Below are 16,527 nucleotides of genomic sequence, written 5' to 3'. Positions count from 1 at the left end.
GCGCATCTCGGTCACAACGGCGATGGTGGGTCTGGAAGTCATGATCCCAGACTTGCCCGGCCGCCCCCGCCGACGCCAACACGTTGATCCACATGTGGACAGCCAGCCCACTCCCACACCCCCTCCGACGCCGTTCGGGGGACCTACGCACGGTCTTCACCCCCGAAACCGTGCCTTGCTCCCCCAAACTCGTATCCAGGGCGGCCAGGGCAGGGGGTGGCGAGGGACTCCATGAGGTCCGGGGTGACGTCGTGCAGGCTCGCCAGGAGCGCCGCGAGCCCGGCGGGCACCGGCTCGCCGCGAGCCGCGACACCCGGGGTCCCCGCGACACCCGAAACGGTCGAAGACCCCGAAACGGTCGAGGCGGCCGACGCGGTCAGGTCGAGCAGATCCGGCATGGACGGGATCATGATGGTCGCGCACCCGGCCGCCACCCCGGCGCGCGCTCCCGACGGGCTGTCCTCCAAGACGACACAGCGGACCGGGTCGACGCCGAGCACCCGGGCGGCGGTCAGGTAGGGCTCCGGGTCCGGCTTGCGGCGAGTGACCTCATCACCGGCGACCGTCACGGCGAAGAACTCGTCACCGACGACGTGCAGCACCGGCTCCATCAGGTCGCGGAAGGACGAGGAGACCAGCGCGGTCGGGACACCCGCCGCCCGCAGCGCGACGAGCAGTTCCACCGCCCCGGGCTGCGGGACGATCGCACCGGGCTCGCGGAACAGCTCGGCGGAGCGGCGCAGCAGGAACTCCGCCGTCGGCACCACGTCGGACGCCGGCCGGCCGAGCATCGACACCATGAGCGGCACCGCGGTATCGATGCCGTGGCCGATCATGGCTCGTTTCATCGCCGGGGTGAACTCGCCGCCCAGCCGCGCCGCCGCCTCGTGCTCGGCGATGGTCCAGATTGGCTCGGTGTCAACGAGCAGGCCGTCCATGTCGAAGAAAACCGCCGCAAGGCTCCCCACGTCCACTCCTAGCTCAGGTAGCTCAGGTAGCTCGGTAGCTCAGGGTCGTCCGGCCGCAGTGCCCGGTTGACCGGCCTAGTGCCGGGTCGGCCGCACGGTGCCCGGGTGACCGCACGGTGCCTACGCGGCCGCGAAGTACTTCGCCTCCGGGTGGTGCAGGATGATCGCCGAGGTGGACTGCTCCGGCACGAGCTGGAACTCCTCGGCGCGCGACGGGCCGTCGCCGTCCTCGGAATTCACCGAGTCGAGGCAGAGGCTGGCCGCCTGCAACAGGGTGCCCATGGCGCCATCGGCCACCAGCACACGCTCGGCCAGGACGGACACCAGATCATCGTGCACTGACCAAGGGTACCGGGACGGGTTTCGCCTGCCGCCGGTACGGTTTACCCTCCGTCCGGACGCCTCCGAGGATGCCGGCCACGGGCACGACGGTGACCACGGCAGGCTGATCACAACACAGGGACCACGATGCGGTGACCACGGCACGGTGATGATTGCGGGGTGGGAATGCCGGACGCGTCCCGGCGGGTTGCCCATGGCGCGACCGCGGGTGGCACAGCCGGGGTGGCACAGCCGCGGGAACGGAGGGCGTGATGTCGGACCGCGCGGGTGTGCTCGGCGCGGTGGTCCGCACGAACACGGGCTGGGGCGCACCGGTGCGGCGGCGGCCCTAGGCCGGGCCGTTCGCATTTCCGCGACGGCGGGTATCCGTCCAGAGCCGATACGGTGCAGCCACCGCATCGATCCGGAATGGATGTCCGATCCGCCCGGGTCTAGCGCCATCGAGAGACCGAGGAAAGGCGTTCCCACGAGAACATCGGCAGACTGGACCAGCGTAGGTTCCCCGCGGACGACCGCTGGTCGCCCGCGGGTCACCGGCTCACGGGCCATAAGGGAGGCTGAGGTCACGCATGTCGGCTCTGGGCAGGAGTCGTCTCCGTGAGGACGTACCGTTGCACTGTCACGGGGGCAGTGGGCCGCCGCGGGGCGGCAGGAGGTAGTAGGTGATCGAGTTCTCCGGCGCCGGTCAACTACGGTCGCCGGTCGTAGTAGCCGCCTTCGAAGGGTGGAACGACGCGGCCGATGCCTCGTCCGCCGCCGTCGAGCATCTGGAGACCGCTTTCAAGGCCCGTGTCATCGGTGCTATCGACCCCGACGACTACTACGACTTCCAGGTGAACCGACCGACGGTGAGCGGGACCGACGGGGCTTCCCGGAAGATCTCGTGGCCGACCACCCGCCTGTCGGTGGCGCGGCCACCGAAGTCCGAGACGGACCTGGTGCTGATCCGCGGACTGGAACCGAACATGCGCTGGCGTGGGTTCACCGACGAGCTGATCGAGGCCGTCCACGCCCTCGGCAGCGACATGGTGATCTCCCTCGGGGCGCTGCTCGCTGACTCGCCGCACACCCGGCCGGTCCCGATCAGCGGAACCGCCGGGGACGCGGCGACGGCTGCCCGGCTCGGACTGGAACCGTCCCGTTATGAGGGGCCGACCGGCATCGTCGGCGTCTTCGGGGAGGCATGCGCACGGGCCGAGCTCGCCTCGGTGTCGTTCTGGGCGGCGGTGCCGCACTACGTGGCTAACCCGCCCTGTCCCAAGGCGACCCTCGCGCTGCTGCGCCGAGTGGAGGACATGCTGGACATCGAGATCCCGCTGGGTGACCTTCCTGAGCGGGCGAAGGCATGGGAACGGCAGGTGGACGAGCTCGCCGCCGGGGACACCGAGGTCGCCGAGTACGTCCGTTCCCTGGAGTCACGCGAGCCCGAGACGGCGCTACCCGAGGCCAGTGGGGACGCAATCGCCCGGGAGTTCGAACGGTACCTGCGCCGTCGCAGCCAGTAAAGGCCAGGAGGAGAGCCAGCTCGGTAGAAGAAGCTGCCCCTCTCCTCCGGGCTACTCCTCTCCTCGACGATCTCGCTACTCCTCAACGATCTCGGCGTCGATGATGTCCTCATCGGCGCCACGGCGGAACGGCACGTTCGCCGAGTTCGTGGCCGGTTCGCGCGGGGTGTGGGGTTCCGCGTCCGCGACGTCGGCCTGACGATGCCGGCCCGGGGAACGCCGCCCCGTGCTGGCGACGCGACCGGTCGCCCACGCGGTCCCGGAAAGACCGGAAAGATCCGACGGTCCCGCACCGCCCGCGGGGAAACCGGCGGGACCGGCTCTCCCCGGACCGAACGGCGACGACCCCCCGGGCTGGCGGCCATACGACAGGTCCGGCGGAACGCCGACGGGTGAGGCAGGCGGCATCGTCGGCCCGTCGACCACTGAGGTCCCCGCCGATCCCGAGGTGCCCGGCGTTCCAGGCGTGCCCGGCGTCGTCGGCGCGGCCGTACCCGCCCGGGCCAGGTCGGTGACCGCCCGGTCCACCTCGTCGGAGGCCAGGACCCCGCGCAGGCGCAGCATCGCACCGATGATCTCACCCTGCTGGTGACGCAACGCCTCGAGCGAGGCGGTGCACCGGGCGATCTCCGCCTGCAGCTCAGCGTGCCGCTCCCGGGCGAGCCGGCGGCTCTCCTCCACGGCGTCGAGGAGGAGCTTCTCGGCCTGTTCCCGAGCCTCCCGCACGATCGGGTGGTTCGCCCCGGCGTCCTCGATCACCTCTTCCAGCGCCGCCTCCGCGATCTGACGGGCGCCGGTGACGATCTCCTCGGCCTCCTGCTGGGCGATGGTCAGCATCTGGCCAATCCGACCGCCGGCCTGCGCGGCCAGGCCCTCGACGCCCATGTTCGCGCTGCGGACCCGCTCGTTCTTCAGGGCGCTTTCGGCCGCGGCCGCGCGCGAGGTCACCTGGCTGGCGTAACGCCACAGCGTGGCCAGGTAGTCGTCGACCTGATGAGGGTCGTAGCCATACGCGACCTCGTCGAAGGCGGGCCGTTCGGTCGCTGCCCCGGGATCCACCCGGCGATGGTGAGCTCCCATCCTCAGCTCCCTCTGGGTCTGACGGGTTCAAGGTCTACACCCAGCAGTGTGTCAACGAGACGCCGCACGAGTGCGGGCGCCTCCCCCCAGGCGGGCACGTCACCGCCAGAACCGCGAACCGGGCCCCCCGGATTGGTGGGATCCGGGCCCGCACCGGCGGAGCCGCCCGCATCAGCGAGCGCGGCGCCAGCCCAGGCGTCCACCGCGGCGACGGCACCCGGGGCGTCAAGGTCGTCGGCGAGCCGCTCACGCACGGCGGCGAGCAGTCCCATGGCGTCGGGCCCGGTGGGCAGGGCGACGGCGGCCCGCCACCGGTTCATCCGGTCCACAGCGTCGTCGAGCAGGCCCGGCGTCCACTCCCAGTCCTCGGTGTGCCGATGATCGAGCAGGGCCAGACGCAGGGCCGCCGGATCCACCCCGGCCCGGCGCAGCCGGGAGACGAACTCCAGGTTGCCCCGCGACTTCGACATCTTGTGGCCGTCGAGGCTCACCATCGCGGTGTGCACGTAGCTGCGGGCGAACGGCTGAATGCCGGCGGCGACCTCGGCATGCGCCGCGCTGCACTCGTGGTGCGGAAAGCTCAGGTCGGTCCCGCCACCCTGGATGTCGATGACCCCGCCGAGATAGTGGCGGGCGATGGCGGCGCACTCGATGTGCCAGCCGGGCCGGCCGGGGCCGAACGGCGAGGGCCAGGACGGCTCGCCGGGGCGGTGTGCGCGCCACAGCAGCGGATCGAGGGGGTCCTTCTTGCCGGTGCGGCGCGGGTCACCCCCGCGCTCGGCGCAGATCGCCAGCATCTCGGCCCGGCTGAGACGCGAGATCTCCCCGAAGGCGGGTGCGGTGGCGATCGAGAAGTACAGGTCGTCGTCGACCTGGTAGGCCGCGCCCCGGTCGACGAGCTCCGCCACCATGTCGACAATCATCGGGATGACCTCGACCACCCCGACGTAGGCGTCCGGCGCCAGCATCCGCAGTGCGGTCATGTCCTCGCGGAACAGATCGATCTCCCGGTCGGCGAGGGCCCGCCAGTCCAGCCCGTCACGGGTGGCTCGCTCAAGCAACGGGTCATCGACATCCGTTACGTTCTGTACATAGTGGACGTGATGCCCGGCGTCTCGCAGCACACGCTGCGCGAGGTCGTAGGTGAGGTAGGTGAAGGCATGCCCCAGATGCGTCGCATCATAGGGCGTGATGCCACAGACGTACAGCCTTGCTGTGGCGGCCGGCGCCAACTCGCGTACGCTCGACGTGGCCGTATCGAAGATCCTCAGTGGCTTCCCGTGACCGGGAAGAAAACGTATCGGAGGAGATTGCCACGCCTGCATGCGTGTCAGAGTAACCGCGAACCGACTCTCCGGCGGGCACGGGGAAAGTAACCGCAACGTAACCGACGGCATCCCAAGCCGATCCACCCCGGATCACCTACGGTGACATCTCATGTTCTCCCGCACCTGTACCCGCACTGGTTGACCCGCCCAGAACCAGAACCCGTTCAGAACCAGAACCCGCTCAGAACGGCGGCCAGGGAATCGCCGGCCAGTCCCCCGAGGGCAACGGGAACCGGCCCTTGGCCAGAAGCCCGTCGACCCGCATGGTGAGGGCGTCGACCTCGGTGACCGTGAGCAACTCCTCGAGCCGGTCCCGGAAGGGGCCCGCGAGCGCCTCACGCAGGTCGTCGAGCAAGGCGGTCTCCTCGGCATCGAGTCGCCTGCCCCGCCAGGTCCACAGCAGGGTGCGCAGCTTGCCGTCGGTGTGGAAGGTCACACCGTGATCGATGCCGTGAATTCGGCCGGAGGGCGCCGGCAGCAGGTGCCCACCCTTGCGGTCGGCGTTGTTGATGACGGCGTCGAACAGGGCGATCCGGCGCAGCTGGGAGTCGTCGGACCGGGTCAGCGCCACCAGGTCCACGGTGACGTCGGTATCGATCCACAGCTGCACCATGCCCTCGCCGAACGGGCCGTCACGCAGAATGGTAGGCGGGACGATGCCAAGCCCGAGCTGCTCGGAGACCTCGTAGGCGGCCAGCTCGCGGGCGGCGAGGGTGCCGTCCGGGAAGTCCCACAGGGCGCGTTCGCCGCGGACCGGCTTGTAGACGCAGCGGCCGGTCACCCCGTCAGCGCAGATGTCGCAGCAGAGCGTCGTGTTGCTCGCGTCGACCAGCCGGGCGGTGATCTCGAGGTCACCGCGGCGAAGGAGGTCGAGGGCGGCGGGGGCGTCGAGGCCGCCCCCGTCGATCGGATGCAGTGGCGGTCGCCACCCCGGGGTGGAACTCGCCGCGGAAACGCCCATCATCTCAGTCTGTCCGGTCCGGCAGGGTGATGTCACCGGACCGGACGGTGAGCGACATCTCTCCCACACCGCCAGGCCGACCGGACCGCACCGCTACCACGGACCGTACCCCCGCCATGGACCGCACCGCTACCACGGACCGCGCACCCGCGGCGGCCGGGCCCGGCGCCCCTCGCCGGCCGCATCAGCGCAGGTGACCGTTCTGGCGCGGGCAGACGTGACCGTCGTCCAACGGCTGCCCGCACAACGGGCAGGAGGACCGGCCCGCGGCCAGGACCCGCGCCACGCGCCGCACGAACGAGCGCGCCTGCTCGGACTCCAGCAGGACCCGGACGGCGTCCGGCCCGTCGGGATCATCGGAGAATCCGACGACCGGGTCGGTCACGCCCGTCGCCTGCGCCTCGATGACGACCCGTCCGCCACGCGGATCCCAGCCGAGCGCGATCGTCGCGGCCTGGAACTCCTCGTCGATCGGCAGATCGAGCGGTGACAGGTCGGGGTCGGCCGGGGCGGGCTCGGGCGGCGGCGTCGCGCCACGGCGGCCCAACTCGTCGAGCAGCTCGGTCAGCTGTTCGGCGAGCAAGGCGACCTGAGCCTTCTCCACCGCGACGGTGACGACCCGCGCCCCGTCGCGGGCCTGCAGATAGAACGATCGGGCACCGGGAAGGCCTACGGTGCCCACGACGAACCGCTGCGGCGGGTCGAAGACGTGTATCCGGCGCGGCATGCCCGATCAGCCCGTTCCACCACCGGCGCTGGGACGGAAACCGCCGGCACCGCCACCGATCACCTCGTCCACGTCGAGCCCACTGGACCCCGGCGACCCCAGCGACCCCGGGGACTTCGAAGACCCCGGCGACCCCGGCGACTCCAAGGACTTCCGGGACCCGGGAGACGACGCCGCGGCGCCGACGGCCCCAGCGGAGCCCTCGGCCCGGGGTGGCGGGAGGAGCTCGACGACGTCCCCGCCGGTGTCGTTGATGCGCCGGACGAAGGGGCGGCGCTCGTTGTAGCGGATCACGGTCAGGGAACAGGGATCGACGGTGATCCGGTGGTACATGTCCAGATGCATGCCCAAGGCGTCGGCGACCACCGTGCGGATCACATCGCCGTGCGAGCACAGCAGCCAGGTGGCGTCTGGGCCCAGCCGCTCGTTCCACTCCCGCACGGCGCTCACCCCACGGGCCTGCGTGTCCCGTAGTGCCTCACCCTCGGGACCGGGGAAGACGACCGCGCTGGGATGGCTCTGCACCACCGCCCAGAGCGGATCCTTCGCCAGGGTCACCAGTTCCTGCCCGGTCCAGTCACCGTACCGGCACTCACCGAGCCGCTCGTCGATCTCGACCTGCTGCGTGCCGTCCAGGCTGGCCTCGCTGACCGGACGGCGTCCGGCGATCATCGCGGCCGTCTGGCGGCAGCGATCGAGCGGGCTGCTGACGATCGCCGCCAGCGGGATGTCGGCGAGGCGTCGCGCCAGGTCCGACGCCTGGCGGCGGCCACGGTCGTCCAACCCCACGCCGGGCGTCCAACCAAGCAGGATCTTGCCGGTCACGGCGGTCAGGCCGTGGCGGACCAGCAGGACTGTGGTCAACCGGTCCGTCCCTTCTGTTGCTGACGCTCACTGTTGCTGACGCTCACTGTCTCCGCCGGGCCGGACGCGCGGGTGGCCCCGGATGCGCGGGTGAACCCGGACGCACGGGTGAACCCGGACGCGCATCGGTCGGAACGCGCGACATCGCCTTCATACAGCCATGCCGCCAGACAGCCGTCCCGGATACCACGCTACCCAGCGGGCTACAACAGCGGCGGAACGGTTCGTCGTTACGCTTCCCGGCATGCCGGACGAGTACACGACCGCTTCCGCCTCGGAGCCTGACGCGGTCGGCCCGCAGGCACGAGCGGACCCGCAGCCAGCGGACCCCGAGGAGGTCTTCGCCGCGTTCTGCGGGGCGGGGCTGTGGCCGGGGCTGGGCCGCACGACGGCCGGCCGGCTGCCCGCGGCCGGGATCACCCGGCCCGACCACGTCGACGTCGGCCGGTTGGGCACCGTCGAGGGGGTCACCGGACCGCGGGCCCGGCGGCTCGCCGACAGCTTCCGCGCCGTGGCGGGCACGTACGCGGTCGTCGAACTGCTCGTCGCCGCGGATCTTCCGGCCCGGCTCGCGCGCGGGGTGACCGACCTGCTGGGACCCGCGCCCGCCGACCTCCTGCGGGCCGATCCGTGGATGCTGCTGACCGCCGCCGACACCGAGATCGCCCAGGCCGACCGGTTCGCCCGCCGCCGCGGTCTGCAGCGCGACGATCCGCGCCGGGGCCCGGCGGTACTCACCCATCTGCTCGGCCGGGCCGCCTCCCGGGCGGGGGACACCGCGGGCCCCGTGCAGGCGGTGCTGCGTGCCGCCGCGCGCGAGGGGGTGGCCGATCCGACCGCGGCGCTCGACGACGGGCGGATCATCGCCGTCGGCGACCGGATCGCGCTGGAGCGGCATGCGATGGCCGAGCAGTCCGTCGCGGACGGCATCGAACGGCTGATGGCGACCGCCGAGCCGCTGCGCGCAGGCGCCCCCAGAGCCCGCCGCCGACCCGATGACGGGTCGGGGTACGACGGGTCCGGGTACGACGGCGACGACGATCCGGCCGGGCGGGCCGTGTCCGCACGGGCCGCCACCGCCCCGCCTCCGACGGCGCTGGCGTTCGACGACGACAAGGACTTCGACGACGACAAGAACGACAAGAACGACGACAAGGACGAGGGGGGGAACGGGAGCAACGACGAGGTAGTGACCGGGCTGGACGAGATCCAGCTCGCGGCGGCGCGCGCCGCGCTGGAGTCCGGCGTCAGCGTGCTCACCGGTGGGCCGGGAACGGGCAAGAGCCGCACGGTCGCGGCCGTCGTACGACTGGCCTGGGCGGCCAAGGCGGTCGTCGCACTGGCCGCGCCGACTGGACGGGCTGCCAAACGCCTCGAGGAGCTGTGCGGGGCGCCGGCGAGCACCCTGCACCGGCTGTTGCAGGCTCAAGGGCGCGGCAGCGGGTTCGCGCGCGGCGAGCACAACCCGATCGACGCCGACCTCGTCGTCGTCGACGAGGCGTCGATGCTCGACGCGGAGCTCGCCGCCGCGCTGCTCGACGCCTGCGCGGACGGTACGCACCTGATGTTCGTCGGGGACCCGGCCCAGCTACCGAGCATCGGACCGGGGCAGATCATCGCCGACCTGCTCGAGTCCGGTGAGGTCCCGGTGACCGAGCTGCGGCGGTTGTACCGGCAGGCCGACGGCGGCGCCATCGCGACGATGGCCGCCGCGATGCGCGGCGGGGAGCTGCCACCGCCACCACCGGGGCCTGGCCGGGAGGTCGTGGTGGTGCCGTCCGGCAGCTCCGGCGAGGCGGCGCATCGCACCGTCCAGCTCGTCACCAACTCCATCCCCCGCGCGCTCGGCATTCCCGTCGCAGACATCCAGGTCGTGACCCCGGTGCACGCCGGTCCGGCGGGCACCACGGCGCTCAACACCGCGTTGAAGGGCACGCTGAACCCGGGCGGCGGCGCCGTCTCCGGGTTCGACATCGGGGACCGTGTGGTGGCCACGGCGAACCATATCGACGTCGGATTCGCCAACGGCGAGATCGGCACCGTCGTCGCGCTGGGCGAACGCGGTGCGCTGCGGGTCGCGTTCCCCGGCGGCGTCGTCGAGGTGCCCGCTGGTGTGCTCGGTGATCTGCGGCACGGCTGGGCGGTGACAGTGCACCGCGCGCAGGGCAGCGATGTGGCCCGCCGTCGTCGCCGTGTTCCCGCCGGAGGCCGGCCGGATGCTCACCCGTCCGCTGATCTACACGGCGCTGACCCGGGCGCAGGCCCACCTGTCGATTGTGCCCGTGAACGGCCCGGCCATCCGCAACGCCGTGCGGAGCTCGGGCGGACGGCGCCGTATGACGCTGCTCCCGGCTCTGCTCGCCGGGCAGACCGCCGGCGGCTTCGACGATCCCGACGACGATCCCGACGGGGGGCCGGACGACAGGCCCGACGGCGGGTCCGGCGCGCGGCGGGCGGGCGGCGCGACGGCTGGGGAGGCAGCCCGCGTACGGGACGGCGACGAACGGATGACAGTCTGAAACGTCGGGGCGTACATCCCCGCCAGCAGGCGACTGCGGCCACCCGGCGGAAGGCGGTTCTCTGACGGGAGGCAAGATCGTGGCAGACGAGGGGGCATGGTGAACGTAGACGCATCCGGGAGTCCAACCGCCGGCCAGGACGCCGGATCCGGGCCGGCGGTGCTCTCGGGTCCCCGCCGCCCCCAGGCGCCGGTGGGCGTGACCGCGACCGTGACCGCGGTCGTGGCCGCAGCCGCGAACAGTGCCACAGCCGGTGTCACGACCGGGACGGTCATCACGCCCGGGACCGCGTGCACGACCACCGCCGTGGCGCGGATCGCGGCGGCCAGCCCGCAGCTGCTGGTAGTCGCCGTCATACTCGCCGTCGCCGCCGGCGCGCTGATGCGGTTCGCCACCCCCAGCCATCTGTGGCTCGACGAGTCGTTGACGGTCGCCATCGCCTCGCGCCCCGTCCCACAGCTGCTCGACGCACTGCGGCACGACGGCTCACCGCCGCTGTACTATCTGCTGCTGCACGCCTGGATCGCGGTGTTCGGCGACGGGGACGTCGCCGTGCGGGCGTTGTCCGGGGTGCTGTCGCTGGCGACGCTGCCGGTGGCGTGGCTGGCTGGGCGGCGGGTGGGCCGGACGGCCTCCCAGGCCGGAAACGGTGGCCGTGACGCCGACGCCTGGGTGATCCTGGCGACTCTGCTGATGTTCGCCTGCTCTCCCTACGCGATCCGCTACGGCAGCGAGACGCGGATGTACTCGCTGGTCGTCCTGTTGGTGCTGGTGTTCGGGCTCGCGACCGTGCGGGCGCTGGAACGCTCCGAGCCGGCCCGGCTGGCGATGCTGACGCTGGCGACCACCGCCCTCGTCTACACCCACTACTGGACGTTCTTGCTGATCTTCACCGTGGCGGCGTTCATGCTGCTGCAGGCCCGGCGGCGGCCCCAGTACCGGCAGGTGACCCTGCGGGCCTTCGCCGCGATGGCGGCCTCCGCCGCGCTGTTCGCACCGTGGATGCCGTCGTTCCTGTTCCAGATGCTGCACACCGGAACGCCCTGGGCGCCCAAGGTGCAGGCCCAGGTGCTACTGGACACGGTCTTCGACTGGGCCGGCCCGACCTCCACGGGTGCGCTGCTCGGCATCGTGCTGCTCGGGGGCGCGCTCATCGGCCTGACCGCGCGTCCGGACGGGCGGGAGCTCGCGGTCAAGCTCTCCGGCCGGGTGCCGGGCCGTTACCTGGCCGCGATCTGGCTGGTCCCCCTCGTCCTGGCCTACTTCGTGAACATGTTCGGCGGCAGCGCCTACGCCGAGCGATACACCGGCATCGCCCTGCCGGCCTGCCTGCTGCTCGCCTCCCTCGGCATCGCCCAGCTGCCGGGCCGGCATGTGCGGGCCGGGGTACTGGTCGTCGCCTCGCTCAGCGGCCTGCTCGGCGGGTGGCAGCTCGCCCGGACCGAACGCACCCAGGCCGGGGAGATCGCGGACCGGATCGTCGCGCTGGCCCGGCCGGGAGACGTGGTCGCCTACTGCCCGGACCAGCTCGGCCCGGCCGTGCACCGGGCAATCGAACGGCACGGCGAGGTCACGGTACGGGAGATCGTGTACGCGGACAGTTCCGGCCCGGCGCTCGTCGACTGGGTCGACTACGCCGACCGGATGAAACGGGCGAACGGCACCAGCTTCGCGGCCGAGGTCAACGAACTGGCCGGTCCCGGCCACGCCGTGCTGCTCGTCCGCGCGGACGGTTACCGGTTCCTGGAGGGCGCCTGCGCCGTGCTGTCCGACCAGCTCGCCACGCTGCGCGACCGCACCGTGCAGGTCGAGCGGCGCAACCTGTACGAGGGCGCGTCGCTGGAACGGTTCTCCACGCTGCGCTGACCGCCCGCGCGGGCGGGGTCGTCGACGGCGAGGGCCGCGACGGCCAGCACGAGCAGACCCATCGGCAACGTGTAGTGGTTGAAGAAGGTCTGCTTGTTCATCAGGTTCAGGGTGAGCAGGACCAACGCGGCCCCCAGGCAGAACCCGGTGGCGTCCCCGCGGGCCCGCCAGGCCGCCGTGTAGGCACCGAGGAGGGCGACCGCGGTCAAGCCGAATCCGAGCGTGACCCCGAAATGCGACGCCAGGCCCGGCAGGGACAGCGAGTGGGCGAGCACCTCGTAGTGGAGGTTCGTCCAGACCGCGTCGTCGAGGAAGTCCCGGGGACCGGCCACCACCCAGGGGGCGACGAGGAGCGCCGCCACGACCGCGGCCGCGGCCGTCCGGCGGGGCCCGAACGCGGGGTAGCCCGCCGCCATGGGGATCAGCAGCACGACGTGCTGTTTGGTCGCCAGGGCGAGCGCGAACGCGACGACCGCCACCCGTCCCCGCCCGCTCGTCGACGCCCACACCGTCGCCGCCAGGCACGCCACGAGCAACGGCTCGGTCCAGGACTGCTGCAGGGCGTACATCGACTCGGGGAACACGACGACCAGCAACGGCAGCGCGGCCACCGCCGGCGCCGCAGGTGCCCTTCCCCCGGGTGCCCTTCCCGCGCCCGCGACCGCGCGGATCAGGACCGCCGCCACCGCCAGGGCCAGCAGCAGGCCGTAACGGACGTCACCGAGCAGAAGCCGGAAGGGAGCCAGGAGCACGGACGTGACCGGTAGATAGGGGTAGACGTCGAACAAGCCGTCGACCGGGTACTCGGCCCGGCTCGGCGCCCACTGCTGCCGGTACATGTCGGCCCCGTGCGGCAGGCCGGCCGTGGAGACCTGGAGCAGGTGGAAGACGTCGATGCGGGGCGTCGGCACGGCGCGGATCGTGGCGACGCCCGCCGCGCAGGCCAGGGCCAGGACCAGCCAGAACACCCACGGAGAGGCGAGCACATCGAGCCGGCCCCGGCCCTGGTGGGGCTCCCGGCCGATCCGGCGCCCCCGGGCGGCGCGGTGCAGCATGACCAGGATCGACCCGGCGGCGAGCAGGCCCGCGAGGATCGCGAGCACGTCCGCCACCGTGGCGAACCGGCCGACGGCGTAGTAGCGGGGACGGCGCACGAGCGGCACGACGCCGATCATGACCGCCACGAGCAGCCACGCCCCAAACCACCCACGCGGGCGCACGGCCACGGCGGTGCTGGCGGTACCGGCGTCGGCGGCGGGGCCGGCGGTGCCGGCCACGACCACCACCGCCAAGATCACTGCCGCGAAACCTACCAGGACGCTCGACAGCGCCCAGGCGCCGTACCGACCATCCTTGGCCGCGATGCCACCGGCCACCGCGCACCAGCCGACCAGGATCGCCGGCATCACCCGCCCCGGAGGAACCGGCCCGTCCGGGGGAGGCGAGGTCTGCGGTGCCCGTTGACCGGGTATCGGCAATGCCATGTGCGCACGATGCCAGAGCCGCACCCGATCAGGCGGCCCGGACGCGCGTTATGGGAATAGGGCGGACGTATCACGGATCATCGCATGGTGTCGGGGCGAGGGGGTGCGGACGGGTCGAGGGGGTGCGGACGGGTCTCCGCTCGCGCCATGCAACACTTGCGACCCGGGACCGGTCCCAGGGGTCCGGCGTCCCGGTGGCGCGATGCCCGGTGTCCGTCCACCCGAGTGACCATGAGTGTGTGTTGAGGAGAGGTCCTGCACAGTGACCGAAAAGCCAGAGGTAGTCGTCATCGGAGCCGGACCGGCAGGTCTGACCGCCGGTTGGGAGCTGGTGAAACGGGACGTCCCCGTGACGATTATCGAGGGTGACTCGGTCGTCGGCGGAATCAGCCGTACGGCCCAGCGTGAAGGTTGGCGTTTCGACATCGGCGGCCACCGCTTCTTCACCAAGGTTCCCGAAGTCGAGAAGCTCTGGCACGAGATCCTGCCGGACGAGGACTTCCTGCTGCGCCCCCGATCGAGCCGCATCTACTACAACGGGAAGTTCTTCGACTACCCGCTCAAGGCCGGAAACGCGCTCGGCGGGCTCGGCCTGGTCGAGGCGGCGCGCTGCATGGCCTCCTACGCTGCGGCCCGGATCCGGCCGCCGCAGGACCAGAGCAACTACGAGAACTGGCTGGTGGCCCGTTTCGGCTGGCGGCTCTACCGCACCTTCTTCAAGACCTACACCGAGAAACTGTGGGGCGTTCCGGTCAGCGAGATGCCCTCGGACTGGGCCGCGCAGCGCATCAAGAGCCTGTCCATGATGAACGCGATCGTGAACGCGGTCCTACCGAAGCGGAACCAGAAGGAGATCACCTCCCTCATCGAGGAGTTCCAGTACCCCAAGTACGGGCCCGGAATGATGTGGGAGACCGCCACCGACAAGATCACTAAACAGGGCGGCCGAGTGGTCTTCGAGGAGAAGGTCCGCAAGATCCACCACGCCGACGGCCGCGCGACCGGCGTCACCACGACTGTGACCGGCGGGTACGGCCCGGGGGCCGGTGCCCCGGAGTCCTCGCGCTCCGACCTCGGCAGCGAGTACCAGTACCAGGCCGACGAATTTATCTCGTCGATGTCGTTCTCCTCCCTCGTCCGGGTGATGGACCCGCCGGCACCGGCCTACGTGCTGGCGGCGGCGAACGCGCTGAAGTACCGCGACTTCCTCACCATCGCCCTCGTGGTGCCGGCCTCGGCCGGTTTTCCGGACAACTGGATCTACATCCACTCCCCCGCCGTCAAGGTCGGCCGGATCCAGAACTTCGCCTCCTGGTCGCCGTTCCTGGTCAAGGACGGGCGTACCTGCCTCGGCCTGGAGTACTTCGTCTTCGAGGGTGACGAGACCTGGAACGCCCCCGATGAGGAACTGGTCGCGCTCGGGACGAAAGAACTCGTCGAACTGGGTCTGATCAGGGCCCAGCAGGTGAAACAGGGTTTCGTCGTACGCATGCCGAAGGCATATCCATACTACGACATACACTACAAGAAGAACGTCGATATCATCCGCGCCTGGCTGGCCGAGAACACGCCGAACGTCCACCCGGTCGGCCGTAACGGCATGCACCGTTACAACAACCAGGACCACTCGATGCTCACCGCGATGCTCACGGTCCAGAACATCATCGACGGCACCAAGCACGATGTGTGGGAGGTCAACGTCGACGAGGATTACCACGAGGAGGTTTCGTCGCCGGCCCGGGGCGCCGCCCGGTCCTGACGGAGGATTCGCCCGGGGCACGGATTCATCCGGGACGGGTTTGTCCGGGACGGATTCATCCGGGGCACAGATTCGACGGGCGTCGCCACTCGAACGCCGTCACACGGGCATCGCCGGAATGTCGGGCGCGTTTCACCGCCGGCGCCCGCTCCGCTTCCGGGGCCAGCCGGCATGACCGGGGACGGCCCGGTATTACCGAGTACGGAGCGGATGGGTGACGGGACGGGCCGCGTCCCGTCACCCATCCGGGACATCATCGAGGCGTAGGGGCGCGCCACGCGAGACTGGTACCGGGTGCGGCCCTGCCCGGCCGGCCGGTCGTCTACCGGCCGGCCCGTCGCAGTCCGGTCAATGTGGACGGAAGGGACTGACCGTGACGGATGTCGCGGTCCGGCCGGCGGAGCAGCTCCCGGAGCCGGTCGACCAGGTCGGGAACGTATCCGGCCGTACGGGACGGATCTTCACCGCGGTAGTGGGGGTACTCCTCGCCGTCTCGGTGATCGTGCGGTTCACCGCCAGCCAGGCACTCTGGCTGGACGAGGCGCAGAGCGTCGCCATCGCCCGCCTGCCCCTGCGCGGGTCGGCCTTCACGATGTGGGACGGCCTGCTACAGGACGGCTCACCGCCGCTGTATTACCTGGTGCTCCACGGCTGGATCAAAGCGTTCGGCGAGGGCACCTTCGCGGTCCGGTCCCTGTCCGCGCTGATCAACATTGGTGCGGCGTGGCCGCTGTTCCTGCTCGCCCGCCGCGTGGTCGGCGAGCGGGCGGCGCGGGTCAGCGTCGTGCTGTACCTCACGTCGCCGTTCGCGTTGTACTTCGGGACCGAGACCCGGATGTACAGCCTCATCGTGCTGCTCACCGCGTTGGGTGGGCTGGCGTTGGAACGCGTCCTGCGGGCACCGTCGATCAGATCGGCGATCGCCCTGGCGCTCTGCGCGGGAGGCCTGGCGCTGACCCATTACTGGTGCCTCTACCTGCTGCTCACGGTCGGAACGTGGCTGGTCCTGCTGCTGGTGGCCCGTCCGTGGTGGGTCAAGCGCCAGATCCGGCGCGGCGAGGGCGCGGGCGCGGCGGACCCAGCGGGTGTGCCGGGTAGCGCGGGTGTACCCGGGTACCGTTCCG

General features: G+C 71.3%; 11 protein-coding genes and 2 pseudogenes. 5 read left to right on the top strand and 8 right to left on the bottom strand.

Features of this window, described 5'->3' with window-relative positions; translation table 11 throughout:
• Positions 1-143: 143 nt before the first annotated feature.
• Together ACY5KJ_RS07655 and ACY5KJ_RS07650 are read right to left on the bottom strand one after the other, a co-directional pair.
• Complete coding sequence (locus ACY5KJ_RS07655) at positions 144-968, bottom strand: HAD family hydrolase (RefSeq protein ID WP_462203063.1); 825 nt, start codon at positions 966-968, stop codon at positions 144-146.
• 120 nt (positions 969-1,088) lie between these two features.
• Positions 1,089-1,292, bottom strand: a complete 204-nt coding sequence (locus tag ACY5KJ_RS07650; protein WP_462188471.1) for a hypothetical protein — start codon at positions 1,290-1,292, stop codon at positions 1,089-1,091.
• Positions 1,293-1,972: 680 nt separating this feature from the next.
• Between ACY5KJ_RS07650 and ACY5KJ_RS07645 the strand changes: the two genes are divergently transcribed.
• Positions 1,973-2,815 (top strand): PAC2 family protein, encoded by an 843-nt coding sequence (locus ACY5KJ_RS07645; protein ID WP_462203062.1) that lies wholly within the window; start codon positions 1,973-1,975, stop codon positions 2,813-2,815.
• A 75-nt stretch (positions 2,816-2,890) separates the two neighbouring features.
• Here ACY5KJ_RS07645 and ACY5KJ_RS07640 read toward each other — a convergent pair whose 3' ends face one another.
• The 5 genes from ACY5KJ_RS07640 to ACY5KJ_RS07620 form a co-directional block, all read right to left on the bottom strand.
• Positions 2,891-3,895 (bottom strand): DivIVA domain-containing protein, encoded by a 1,005-nt coding sequence (locus tag ACY5KJ_RS07640; RefSeq protein WP_462203061.1) that lies wholly within the window; start codon positions 3,893-3,895, stop codon positions 2,891-2,893.
• Between the two features lie 2 nt (positions 3,896-3,897).
• Entirely contained in the window at positions 3,898-5,220 is a 1,323-nt protein-coding gene (mshC, locus tag ACY5KJ_RS07635; RefSeq protein ID WP_462203060.1) for a cysteine--1-D-myo-inosityl 2-amino-2-deoxy-alpha-D-glucopyranoside ligase, read from the bottom strand.
• A gap of 184 nt (positions 5,221-5,404) precedes the next feature.
• Positions 5,405-6,184 (bottom strand): SCO1664 family protein, encoded by a 780-nt coding sequence (locus ACY5KJ_RS07630; RefSeq protein WP_462188470.1) that lies wholly within the window; start codon positions 6,182-6,184, stop codon positions 5,405-5,407.
• A 184-nt stretch (positions 6,185-6,368) separates the two neighbouring features.
• Positions 6,369-6,911, bottom strand: coding sequence for a DUF3090 domain-containing protein (locus tag ACY5KJ_RS07625; RefSeq protein WP_462188466.1), 543 nt, complete (start codon positions 6,909-6,911; stop codon positions 6,369-6,371).
• Between the two features lie 6 nt (positions 6,912-6,917).
• Complete coding sequence (locus ACY5KJ_RS07620) at positions 6,918-7,775, bottom strand: histidine phosphatase family protein (protein ID WP_462188465.1); 858 nt, start codon at positions 7,773-7,775, stop codon at positions 6,918-6,920.
• 244 nt (positions 7,776-8,019) lie between these two features.
• On the opposite strand from ACY5KJ_RS07620, the pseudogene ACY5KJ_RS07615 reads away from it, so the two are divergent.
• Together ACY5KJ_RS07615 and ACY5KJ_RS07610 are read left to right on the top strand one after the other, a co-directional pair.
• Positions 8,020-10,294: pseudogene (locus tag ACY5KJ_RS07615) on the top strand (ATP-dependent DNA helicase).
• A gap of 96 nt (positions 10,295-10,390) precedes the next feature.
• Entirely contained in the window at positions 10,391-12,160 is a 1,770-nt protein-coding gene (locus tag ACY5KJ_RS07610) for a glycosyltransferase family 39 protein (protein WP_462187265.1), read from the top strand.
• 125 nt (positions 12,161-12,285) lie between these two features.
• Here the strand turns inward: ACY5KJ_RS07610 and ACY5KJ_RS07605 are convergent.
• Positions 12,286-12,999: pseudogene (locus ACY5KJ_RS07605) on the bottom strand (glycosyltransferase 87 family protein); the annotation flags it as partial.
• A 907-nt stretch (positions 13,000-13,906) separates the two neighbouring features.
• Between ACY5KJ_RS07605 and ACY5KJ_RS07600 the strand changes: the two are divergent.
• Together ACY5KJ_RS07600 and ACY5KJ_RS07595 are read left to right on the top strand one after the other, a co-directional pair.
• Positions 13,907-15,403 (top strand): NAD(P)/FAD-dependent oxidoreductase, encoded by a 1,497-nt coding sequence (locus ACY5KJ_RS07600; protein WP_462187266.1) that lies wholly within the window; start codon positions 13,907-13,909, stop codon positions 15,401-15,403.
• 373 nt (positions 15,404-15,776) lie between these two features.
• Positions 15,777-16,527, top strand: a 751-nt coding sequence (locus ACY5KJ_RS07595; RefSeq protein WP_462203059.1) for a glycosyltransferase family 39 protein, incomplete at its 3' end; no start/stop codon positions are given.

The organism is Frankia sp. CcWB3, from assembly GCF_977927595.1.
This window is presented reverse-complemented; position numbering and strand designations above follow the sequence as displayed.